This is a genomic window from Mesorhizobium sp. M0244 (assembly GCF_040321795.1).
Lineage (GTDB): Bacteria > Pseudomonadota > Alphaproteobacteria > Rhizobiales > Rhizobiaceae > Mesorhizobium.
In genome coordinates this window covers 1-9,818 of sequence record NZ_JAMYSE010000151.1, presented here as the reverse complement: position 1 = coordinate 9,818, position 9,818 = coordinate 1, and the positions used below count along the sequence as shown (strand labels likewise).

Below are 9,818 nucleotides of genomic sequence, written 5' to 3'. Positions count from 1 at the left end.
GACATTGGAGCCGGTGAGCCCGTCCGGGAGTTGATGCTCCTTCGCTTCTCCCCTTGTGGGTGACGGTGGCTCGGCGCGCAGCGCCGCGCCGGATGAGGGGTGTTGGAAGAAATGAGGCGATAACAACTGCAAGCGTGTTGCCAAGCTGGAACACCCCTCATCCGACCTCGCTTCGCGAGGCCACCTTCTCCCACAAGGGGAGAAGGAAACGACGCTAACCCTTGAAATCCTTCGCCAACAAATAAAGCTCCACCGATTCATCGCGCGAGGCTGGCGGCTTGACGTGATGGACCGAGCGGAAATTCCGCTTCAGCCTGGCCAGCAATTCGTTTTCGGCGCCGCCCTGAAAAGTTTTGGCGAGGAAATGTCCGCCCGGCTTCAGTACCGACAGCGCGAAATCGGCCGCCACCTCGCACAAATGCATGGTGCGGATGTGATCGGTCCGCTTGTGGCCGGTGGTGGGTGCGGCCATGTCGGAAAGCACGATGTCCGGCGGACCGCCCAGCGCCTCGGCCAGCTTCTCGGGTGCCTGCGGATCGAGGAAATCCATCAGCAGCACCGGCGCGCCCGGCACCGCGTCCATCTCCAAATAATCGATGCCGACGACGTTCGGTTGCTGGGCTGTCGATTTGGTACGTGCGGCGGCGACCTGGCACCAGCCGCCGGGCGCCGCACCAAGGTCGATCACCTTCATGCCGGGCTTGAGCAGATGGTGCTTGTCGTCGATCTCGATCAGCTTGTAGGCTGCGCGCGAGCGATAGCCGTCGGCCTTCGAGCGCTGGACATAGGGATCGTTGATGTGGCGCTGCAGCCAGCGGCGCGACGATTCCTTCAAGCCGCTTTTCTTCTTGATCTTTGTCTTCAGCACGCGAATGCCGGCCGAACTCGGTCTTTCCGGTTTCTTGGTCATTGCTTGATTGCTTGTTTGAGCATGCCACTTTTCGGGATCATGCCCTGCCTCGCCCGTTGTTGCGCCAGACGCCGTCATCGGCCATCAACTCGCTCAATATGCCCTCGCGCAGGCCACGGTCGGCGACACGCAGTCGTTCGGACGGCCAGACGGCGCGGATCGCCTCCAATATGGCGCAGCCGGCCAGAACCAGGTCGGCGCGGTCTGCGCCGATGCAGGGATTGGCGACGCGCTGCTGGAAATCCCAGCCGACCAGCTTTTCGACCATGCGGTCGACACTGTCGCGGTCCATCCACAGCCCATCGACGCGGCGGCGGTCGTAGCGTTCAAGATCGAGATGGACGCCGGCAAGCGTCGTCACCGTGCCCGAGGTGCCGAGCAAATGGAATTTCGGGCTGGACAGGAGATGGCTCAGCCGGTCGCGCCCGTCGAAGGCGCGCAACCGTATTGCGACATCCTCGACCATGGCGCCAAAGATCTCGCGTGTCACGGTGCGGCCGCCAAAACGCTCAGCCAGCGAGACGACGCCGACCGGCAGCGAGGTCCACGAGACGATGTGGTTGGCAAGTCTCGGCGAGCGGTGACCGGTTAGGTCGATCAGCGCGATCTCCGAAGAGCCGCCGCCGATGTCGAACAGCACGACGCCTTGCGTGTCGCGCTCGACCAGCGAGCCGCAGCCCGACACCGCCAGCCGCGCCTCGGTCTGGCGGTCGATGATCTCGAGCTTCAGGCCGGCCTCGCGCTCGACGCGCTCGAGGAACTCGACGCCGTTGGCGGCGGTGCGGCAGGCCTCGGTGGCGATCAGCCTGGCCTTCCTGACCTTGCGGTTGCGCAATTTGTCACCGCAGATCTTCAGCGCCTCGACCGCGCGGTCCATTGCAGCCTCGCCGAGCCGACCATTGGCGGTAAGGCCCTCGCCCAGCCTGACGATGCGCGAGAACGCATCGATGACGCGGAACTGGCCATGACGCGTCGGCACCGCGACCAGCAGACGGCAATTGTTGGTGCCGAGATCGAGCGCGGCAAACACCGGCAATTCCTGCAGCGGTGGCGGCGTGCGGGCACCTTGCTCCGGCCTTGGCGAGGCTGGAGGCAATTGCGCGATTGAAGAGGGGGCGGCGAGCGAGGCCGCTGGCTGGGGCCGGCGCGCGGCCGGGGCATCATTGGCGGCGGGCACCGAAGTGCCGGCCGCCAGCGGACGAGCCTCGTCGCGTGCGAAAACCTTGCGCCCGCGCCGGCGCTTGCGCCGCTTCTTGGGTTTGCCGTTCTGATGCGGGCCTTTTTGGTCCTGGCCCTTTTGGTGCTGGCCCTTCTGGTCCTGGGTTGTGTCGCCAGCCTGTCCATTGCCGGACCGGGGCTGCACCTGACGGCCGTAGCGTCCGGTGGATGGGCTTGCCTGGCCGGACGGCGTCGGCGAACCCCTGGACACGCCCACTTCCGGCGCGCCAGCGCCGGCTTCGTGGTCTTCCACTGTCGTTCCTTCCGGCGCCGCGCGAACCGAGACCGGACGCAGCAGGCGCTTTTACATGTTCAAGTTGCGGCCAGACTATCAGCGCCGGGCCGGATCACCAAGAGTGCTCGCGGCGAATTTTGCCGGCGGCATTGTCTCGCCCCCGCGCTCGGCCCGATGATGGCGAGCCTTCCGGCGCCTTCCCGGTTGAATAGCCGGCTTCAATGAGGCATTTCTGAAATGGAGGGGTGAACCCTTCGGGATCGCGGGCGGTTTTCCTGCTGCGAACCGGAAAACGGGTACGGGCTGCAACGCATGATCGTCAGGCAATGAACTGGAGCCGCTATTTCTGGCCCGTCATCGGCATCGCCGCGGTGGTGTTCTCGCTGTGGCTGTTGCTGCACGAATTGCGCGGCATCTCGCTCGACGACGTCTGGGACGGCATCGTCGCCATCCCGGCGCGCGGCTGGGTGCTCGCGGGGCTGAGCTCGGTCATCGCCTATGCCTCGCTCGCCGGCTACGACCACATCGCGCTTCTGCACATCGGCAAGAAAGTCTCGTGGCTATTCGTCACCTTCTGCTCGTTCACCACCTATGCACTGTCGCACAATATCGGCGGCTCGGTGTTTTCCGGCGCGGTGATCCGCTACCGCGCCTACGGCACCAGGGGCCTGACCGGCCAGGATGTCGGCATTCTGGTGGCGATCTGCTGGATCACCTTCGTGCTGTCGACGCTGTTCGTCTCGGGCATCGTGCTGCTGCTCGAGCCCGAGGTGATCGACCGGTTTTCCGGCATACCGCATCATCGGCTATCGCAAGCAGCAGGGTTCGCCATGCTGCTCGTGGTGGCGGCCTATGTCTTCGGCAGCTGGCTGCATCTGAGACCGCTCAGGATCGGCAGCTTCCAGCTGCACTATCCGGCGCTGCCGATCGTCGCGCGGCAATTGCTGGTCGGCCCGATCGAGCTCCTGGCGGCGGCGGCGATCATCTTCTTCGCCCTGCCCGCCGCCGGCAATCCCGGATATTTCGTCGTGCTCGGCGTCTTCCTGGTGTCATTCTCGATCGCGCAGATCTCGCATGCGCCGGGCGGGCTGGGCGTGTTCGAAGTGGTTTTTCTCGCCGGCTTGTCGCATATGGATCAGGTCGGCGTACTGGCAGCGCTCCTGGTGTTCCGGCTGTTCTACCTGATCATCCCGCTGCTGATCGCGCTCGGCGTCGTGCTGTTCTTCGAGCACTCACAATACAGCCGCAGCGAGAATTGATACGCGAAAGGCGTGGCGACTGAACGCCGCGATTAAAACGCGGCGATTGAAAGGCCGGGCAGGCTTGACTATTTTCCGGCGGCGGCTACAAGGCACGCGCGGCGACATTGTCGCCATGCCCGCGCGGTTTGTCATCAAACGCGCCTGCTGGGGAATAGGTTAACGGTAGACCCACGGACTCTGACTCCGTTAGTCCTGGTTCGAATCCAGGTTCCCCAGCCACTTTCCTTTTAGTAAATAAAATCAGTCAATCAACGAATTACGTGCATTTTCGATTTCGGCGGTCCGCACTCCGGTTAAGGGGGCGGAGGTCTATGCGCATCCCCTAGCACCGGACCTACAGGGCTTGCCTCGAGAATGCATCAGCAAGAGTAAATTGCTTTTTTGTTTTAGGGGTCGCTGAAAAATCACGGAACTGATCTCGATAAGTTTGCACGTAATTTTTTGGAGGCATAAGGGCCTTTAAATGTTCCGACGGAGCAAATGTAATAGTTTTCTGTCCTGGGTGTTTATATTTCACGTAATTTATAATTTGCTCACTCAGCAAATCTGAGAAGAATAGAGCGTCGTCGACGTATTGAATAATGTTGTCAGATTCTGACAATATCATCTGGTGAAAATAAAGAACTGCGCGTGCGTTAAGTCCATCTATATTCTTCACAGAGTGTCTGTCTATCAAGGAGTTGCGCGAAGAAATTCTATTATTCAAATCGTCGAGAGTAAATTCCGTCTTATGAATAATTGAAAGAAGCATGGGTATATCGTTCACGACGTCACTAAATTGCTCATAAACCCGGAAATTTCATCACTCCTATTCGTGGGAACCCCACGAAAAACGTTCTGAGCGTCTCTGAAATATCGACAATTTCCTGTGGATGTCGAAATTCATTGATTGCGGGTCTAACTTTGTCGCAATCGGACTGCAGGTTACCTATCATCTGGAATTTCATATTAAGCAAGTTTTCTAGGTTCGAAGCGCACGAATAAACGACCTGCTTCAGATTCGAGATGCTAAGTTGTATATGCGACTCTTGATCCTTTTTTGAGTCATACTGAATCTGTTTTCTACTGAGATAGATAGATACCGCGAAACCTGCCATGACCCCGATGAGGGTGGAGACAGTATCCGATAGGAATTGCACCCAGGCGCTGCCAAATGCAGCTAGGATTGCGCTACATACTGCTGTCAATTCCGCCCCCCCTTCACTTTGTAGCGCTCGCCTAGATGACCTGCCGATGGATTGTTATCGCTGACCAACGATACGAGCGCCTAAACCTCGCATTTTTTGTTTGTTGTAGATAGCCGGCCTGCGATGTGATCCCACACTTCGTTAACCGCACTCGGGAATTACGGTGGCAGTGCACTTTTTACATGTTGCTCCCCCCGCATGGTGCACCTTGCCCGCGTTCCCGGTCTGCCGCATCCCCAGCACCACGGGCGAGCCAAAGTGTTTTCACGTCCGAAAACTATGTGTTCCACAAGAACTGCTCATCGAGTATTGACGCGTCGCCAATGTCGATGCACCCGTGGGCCGAGAGCATCGCCGGACAAATCGGCAAAGCCGCGAAACCCGGAAACGAGCCAGGCGGCGAAAAGAAAATAGTGCACCGGAATTACGGTGACGGTGCACTTTTTACCATGTTCGCCCCGCCGCATCGTGTAACCTTGCCCGCGTTCCCGGTCTGCCGCAGCACCGTACAGGCGAGCCAAAGTGTTTTCACGTCCGAAGACTATGCGTTCCACAAGGACCGCTCATCGAATATTGCCGCGTCGCCGATGTTGCGGTTATCGATGCTGGGGGATGCGGCAGACCGGGAACGCGGGCAAGGTGCACCATGCGGCGGGAGCGACATGGGTAAAAAGTGCACTGTCACCGTAATTCCGCATGACAACCACCGCAAAATGCGGGTCTGGATGATGACCTCTGGCAGCCAAACCCCGTCCGCGTTAGAATGGGACAGGGGGACATTCACCAACCCAGCAAGGGAGGTCCGCCATGAAAGTCAAAGACGCAATGCATAAGGGTGTCGACTGGGTCAGCCCCGAAACCGCTGTCACCGAACTGGCGAAAATGATGCGAGCCCAGGATATCGGGTCGATTCCCATTGGAGAGAACGACCGACTGATCGGAATGGTGACCGACCGCGATATTGTCTGCAACGGACTGGCAGAAGATGGTTTCGACGGCCGCATCGCAACGGCGCGCGATGTTATGACGGCCGGCATTCACTGCTGCCGCGAAGACGACGATCTGGCCAAGGCCGTACGGCACATGGAAGAACTGAAAATCCGCAGGTTGCCGGTGATCAACAAGAATATGCGGATGGTCGGCATCCTTAGCGTCGGCGACGTCAGTCAGTCGGCACCGAGGGAACTGGTGTCCGAATACGTCAAGAGCGTTTCCGCCCACCACCACTGAAGGGCGGCTCGCCCGTGCGCTAAGGCCTCAGTCTGCCGCCGCGCTGGCCACAGCGCGCCGGCAGAAATGTCCGGTCATCGAGGCCGTGGCGCACCGGAAAAGCCCGCCGGCCGAAGCCGGCTGGAGCGTCTGCAGTCGCCAGAGTGTGGGTAACTTTATGCAGCCTTCAGGTTAATCACCCGCATCACTGCGACCGCTGTTCCGTTGTTCGTAGCAGCCTCCTTCGTGCTACCCTTGCCGCAGCTCCATACGTCACCCTCCTTGGCCGTGAACTGCATGTCTCCGGCCGTGACCTGCAGCTCGCCTTCAGTGACCGTGCAGACCATATCGTCGGCCATGACATCCCCGAGCGGGCTAGTTGCCTTTGGCTGGTAGACGACGTCTTCCATGGCAATTTTCTTGTACCCCTTGATATGGGAGTCTCGTGTTCCCAGTTCGACGAGCCGAACGCCGGGAAAAATCTCTTTGCCATCAGTCGGACCGTAGGTCTTGGCCGCTACCGGAATGGGCTTTGCGACCAATAGCGGGGCCGCCAACGAGGTGGCACCAAGGGCGAGAGCATTACGTCGATTCATCTTCATAACATCCTCCCTGAGTTAGTTCGCCCGACCGGGCGAACCTGATATTTTACGCGCCCGTTCAGCCAAATAGTCAAAACACAATTGGGCAAGCCAACGCCTGGCCTGCGCGCGTTCTGGCGTGCCGCTGTCCTACACCGCCGAAGTGCTTCGCGCGTCTTGGCGGCTCGCTGCGGCTGGCTGCGCATGGCCTGCCTACCACACCTCTTGACTGTCCGAGCGGGTTTATACTTTTTGCTGCGTGCCTTGAGAAAAGCGGTGCCGGGCACCTTGGTCAGCCGCGTGATAACCGACGAATGGGTGAGCCCTCACGTCGAAGAGAAAGAAGAAACAGCACCAGCTCTTGCTGGCCGCGCTGCCTAAAGCGAAACCGAAAATGACCTAGATTGTTGATGCGACGCGGGAAATTGGCCGCTAAGGATGAATTACGGTGACAGTGCACTTTTACCATGTCGCCTCCGCCGCATTGTGCACCTTGCCCGCGTTCCCGGTCTGCCGCATCCCCCGGCACCGTACGAGCGAGCCGAAGTGTTTTCACGTCCGGAGACTGTAAGTTCCAGAAGAAATGCTCATCGAGCATGGCCGCTGGCCGATGTCGGGGTTTTCGATGTACCTGTGGGCCGAGAGTATCGCCGAACAAATCGGCAAAGCCGTGAGAACCCGGAAAACGAGGCACGCGGCGAAAAGAATTAATGCACTGTCACCGTAATTCCCAGTAATTCCCAACCCTTCTACTCACCGACAATGGACGTCGGCGGGCGTGCCGAGGTTATCGGATCGGCATGACGAAGGACGATCCTCCACGCGCCTTCCTCGCGCCGGAATATGGTGGTGACTCGAAGCGCAATCGGCACCAGTTTGTTGCCACCACCGACCTTGGATTGGAACCGCTCGACCTCGATGATGTATCCCAAGTCGGCTGTCGCATACTCCGAGATGCGCTCAAAGCCGATGGCCTTGCCGTGCCGGTAATTGGTGGCGGCCCGTTCCATGGTCTCAGCGGCCTTTCTCCATCCCTTCGCCGGCGGGCCAAAGGGATTGGCAATAATGACGTCGTCCTGTCGCGAGTAGAGGTTTTTCAAGGGCTCAGGATCGCCCTTTACGAAGGCATCGAGAGCCAGATGATCCTGCTCGATAAATTTCGTCAGGTCGGAGGCTAACATCTTAACATCGCCACATGACTAAAAAGAGAGCTCTATCAAGCGCTTCATCCGCCCTTCGCCTTGCCGTAGGCGTTCGGGGTGGTGTCCGGACTATAGATCAGAATTACGGTGAGTGCACTTTTTACCATGTTCGCCCCCGCCGCATGGTGCACCTTGCCGGCGTTCCCGGTCTGCCGCATCCCCAGCACCGTACGGGTGAGCCAAAGTGTTTTCACGTCCGAAGACTATGTGTTCCACAAGAACTGCTCATCGAGTATTGCCGCGTCGCCGATGTCGCGGTTATCGATACACCCGTGGGCGGAGCATCGCCAGGCAAATTGGCAAAGCCGTGAAAACCCGGAAAACGAGGCAGGCGGCGAAAAGAAAATAGTGCACTGTCACCGCAATTCGAAGGAAGAGACTGCGCGCGACGCCGCCGGCCGCTGGTCTTCCCGGTAAGGATCGCGCTGAATGAGACGTCGATTCGCGTCGAAGGCAACGACGTACTTCTAACGGCTGGAATGTCGGTAACGGCCGAGGTCAAGACGGGGAATCGCCGCGTAATCGAGTTCCTTCTCGATCCGTTGATGGAGATGACGGATGAGGCGTTTCATGAGCGATGAGATCGAATGCAAAGCACAACATATAAAATTTAAAACGGATGGAAGTATGGCTAAACCTGCATCGAAGAACTTTTGGAAAATACTTTTTATAATAAGTTGCGGCTCTTTGATGGTGATTGTGAAAGGGTACTGCGCTAGTAGCGGCGACAATAATGTTAAAAATTTCGCACTTCATTACCTATCAGGTTTAGATCAAGGAATGGAGATCTTTGTATGGCCATCGTATCCGTACGAGATTGTCGATGGCAATTCTGAAATAGCTGAATCTATAAGCAGGTACAATGTCGACCATAGAAGTATCCTCCAGATGTTTGAGGCGCCCGTAGTGGCGCAAATTTCGGTCATTTCAATAAATTATGATACATTTTCGAGGGATGCTGAAAAATTATTGAAAAATTCGAAGTTGCTGCAGGCGTACAAATCGTATGCCTCTAAGGCCAGCCTCAACAGCGACGGCTGCACCGCATATAAGTTTATTGACCGAAATACGTGGGTGTCTGTCGGTTTGATTTTTGTCGACAGAACCAAGTTCGGAATTGGCAACAAGACCTACACAGATTCTTGCTTACACGGCGCTCTTGACTATGTAAACGGATTCCCAGTCAAGGGAAATTATTTCGAATATATTTCGCTTCCACTTGAGCCAGTCAGAAGAATTATATTGGAGAAACTTTATAACTGTTCGTCTATCGATGACAACAAATCGCGCCTGGAAGAGACAACAAAAGACGGCATCACTCCGTTGCCGTCGATCGAATGCATCACGGCAAAGCTCAAACAGTAGCTATAGACTGTGTGAAATCGCAACGGTGGGGAGGGTGTTTTGACGGACTACAGCGTTGCTGCAGGAGCAGACTACACCCCCGCGTGCGAGCTGTTGTTCTTTGCCGGAGGTGCAGGCGGAGGAACAACCGCCTTAGTGCTTTCGCCAGGCGCGTCGACTGGAACCAGGGTTATAAGTGCGGGATTCGGAGAATGGTCGAGCGTCGCACCCGTCACCGCATCCACGCCTACTCCTATCACTCCGCCGAGCAGTATATTGCCGGCGAGACCTGCAGCACCCTTCCCGCTCATGGTCGTGCCGATATAAATACTGCCCGGCTTATAACCTTCCTTCTCGGCAAAAGCGGTGAACTCCTCCTTCCGACTTACTTCGACCGTGCAAGGTGAAGCCGGGCATGAATGACCGAGTGAAGTTCTTATCGCAGCGTCCGGCGGGACGGAATTGATAGCGATTTTATCGGTTGTGCCACGCACCACCGACGCGCAGCCCGACATAGCGACTGTTGCCGCCAAGGCAGCACAAAGATAGATTTTCATTTGAAAGTCCCCCCAGTTGCACTAGTCCCTATGATTGCTGGGCCTGAGGGCGGCCCGTCATCCGATATGCAACGGTACGAGGGTTAAGCCGGCTGGCCGGCGCAGAGCCTCAT

Annotated in this window: 11 protein-coding genes and 1 tRNA gene; 6 read left to right on the top strand and 6 right to left on the bottom strand. The window is 57.7% G+C overall.

Going from position 1 to position 9,818, the window contains the following annotated elements; genetic code table 11:
* Positions 1-214: 214 nt before the first annotated feature.
* Together NKJ08_RS37215 and NKJ08_RS37210 are read right to left on the bottom strand one after the other, a co-directional pair.
* Entirely contained in the window at positions 215-910 is a 696-nt protein-coding gene (locus tag NKJ08_RS37215) for an RlmE family RNA methyltransferase (protein ID WP_352525346.1), read from the bottom strand.
* A 37-nt stretch (positions 911-947) separates the two neighbouring features.
* Positions 948-2,381 carry a Ppx/GppA phosphatase family protein gene (locus NKJ08_RS37210; protein ID WP_352525347.1) on the bottom strand — a complete coding sequence of 478 codons (1,434 nt, stop codon included), beginning with the start codon at positions 2,379-2,381 and terminating at the stop codon, positions 948-950.
* Positions 2,382-2,689: 308 nt separating this feature from the next.
* Between NKJ08_RS37210 and NKJ08_RS37205 the strand changes: the two genes are divergently transcribed.
* The 4 genes from NKJ08_RS37205 (at position 2,690) to NKJ08_RS37190 (ending at position 6,042) form a co-directional block, all read left to right on the top strand.
* Positions 2,690-3,622, top strand: coding sequence for a putative bifunctional lysylphosphatidylglycerol flippase/synthetase (locus NKJ08_RS37205; RefSeq protein WP_352525349.1), 933 nt, complete (start codon positions 2,690-2,692; stop codon positions 3,620-3,622).
* A 148-nt stretch (positions 3,623-3,770) separates the two neighbouring features.
* Positions 3,771-3,844 (top strand) — tRNA-Gln (locus NKJ08_RS37200).
* Between the two features lie 1,291 nt (positions 3,845-5,135).
* A complete protein-coding gene (locus tag NKJ08_RS37195) occupies positions 5,136-5,645 on the top strand; it encodes a hypothetical protein (protein ID WP_352525350.1) in 510 nt (169 codons plus the stop codon).
* On the top strand, positions 5,620-6,042 hold the full coding sequence (locus NKJ08_RS37190) for a CBS domain-containing protein (protein ID WP_023674444.1): 423 nt from the start codon (positions 5,620-5,622) through the stop codon (positions 6,040-6,042). The genes NKJ08_RS37195 and NKJ08_RS37190 overlap by 26 nt, the downstream gene beginning before the upstream one ends.
* 155 nt (positions 6,043-6,197) lie before the next feature.
* Here NKJ08_RS37190 and NKJ08_RS37185 read toward each other — a convergent pair whose 3' ends face one another.
* From NKJ08_RS37185 to NKJ08_RS37175, 3 genes are all read right to left on the bottom strand, one after another.
* A complete protein-coding gene (locus NKJ08_RS37185) occupies positions 6,198-6,623 on the bottom strand; it encodes a hypothetical protein (RefSeq protein ID WP_023674443.1) in 426 nt (141 codons plus the stop codon).
* Between the two features lie 271 nt (positions 6,624-6,894).
* Complete coding sequence (locus NKJ08_RS37180; RefSeq protein ID WP_352776785.1) at positions 6,895-7,200, bottom strand: hypothetical protein; 306 nt, start codon at positions 7,198-7,200, stop codon at positions 6,895-6,897.
* A gap of 151 nt (positions 7,201-7,351) precedes the next feature.
* Complete coding sequence (locus NKJ08_RS37175) at positions 7,352-7,783, bottom strand: YybH family protein (protein ID WP_023674442.1); 432 nt, start codon at positions 7,781-7,783, stop codon at positions 7,352-7,354.
* A gap of 126 nt (positions 7,784-7,909) precedes the next feature.
* On the opposite strand from NKJ08_RS37175, the gene NKJ08_RS37170 reads away from it, so the two are divergent.
* On the top strand, positions 7,910-8,221 hold the full coding sequence (locus NKJ08_RS37170) for a hypothetical protein (RefSeq protein WP_352525352.1): 312 nt from the start codon (positions 7,910-7,912) through the stop codon (positions 8,219-8,221).
* Positions 8,222-8,374: 153 nt separating this feature from the next.
* On the top strand, positions 8,375-9,169 hold the full coding sequence (locus tag NKJ08_RS37165) for a hypothetical protein (RefSeq protein ID WP_352786164.1): 795 nt from the start codon (positions 8,375-8,377) through the stop codon (positions 9,167-9,169).
* A gap of 71 nt (positions 9,170-9,240) precedes the next feature.
* On the opposite strand, the gene NKJ08_RS37160 is transcribed toward NKJ08_RS37165, so the two are convergent.
* Positions 9,241-9,705 carry a translation initiation factor 2 gene (locus NKJ08_RS37160; RefSeq protein ID WP_352525356.1) on the bottom strand — a complete coding sequence of 155 codons (465 nt, stop codon included), beginning with the start codon at positions 9,703-9,705 and terminating at the stop codon, positions 9,241-9,243.
* Between the last annotated feature and the right edge of the window lie 113 nt (positions 9,706-9,818).

Bases quoted from the DNA above. Each gene is read 5' to 3' on its own strand.
- NKJ08_RS37215 (WP_352525346.1), bottom strand. From the start codon at position 910: ATGACCAAGAAACCGGAAAGACCGAGTTCGGCCGGCATTCGCGTGCTG.
- NKJ08_RS37205 (WP_352525349.1), top strand. From the start codon at position 2,690: ATGAACTGGAGCCGCTATTTCTGGCCCGTCATCGGCATCGCCGCGGTG.
- NKJ08_RS37195 (WP_352525350.1), top strand. From the start codon at position 5,136: ATGTCGATGCACCCGTGGGCCGAGAGCATCGCCGGACAAATCGGCAAA.
- NKJ08_RS37190 (WP_023674444.1), top strand. From the start codon at position 5,620: ATGAAAGTCAAAGACGCAATGCATAAGGGTGTCGACTGGGTCAGCCCC.
- NKJ08_RS37185 (WP_023674443.1), bottom strand. From the start codon at position 6,623: ATGAAGATGAATCGACGTAATGCTCTCGCCCTTGGTGCCACCTCGTTG.
- NKJ08_RS37180 (WP_352776785.1), bottom strand. From the start codon at position 7,200: ATGCTCGATGAGCATTTCTTCTGGAACTTACAGTCTCCGGACGTGAAA.
- NKJ08_RS37175 (WP_023674442.1), bottom strand. From the start codon at position 7,783: ATGTTAGCCTCCGACCTGACGAAATTTATCGAGCAGGATCATCTGGCT.
- NKJ08_RS37170 (WP_352525352.1), top strand. From the start codon at position 7,910: ATGTTCGCCCCCGCCGCATGGTGCACCTTGCCGGCGTTCCCGGTCTGC.
- NKJ08_RS37165 (WP_352786164.1), top strand. From the start codon at position 8,375: ATGAGCGATGAGATCGAATGCAAAGCACAACATATAAAATTTAAAACG.
- NKJ08_RS37160 (WP_352525356.1), bottom strand. From the start codon at position 9,705: ATGAAAATCTATCTTTGTGCTGCCTTGGCGGCAACAGTCGCTATGTCG.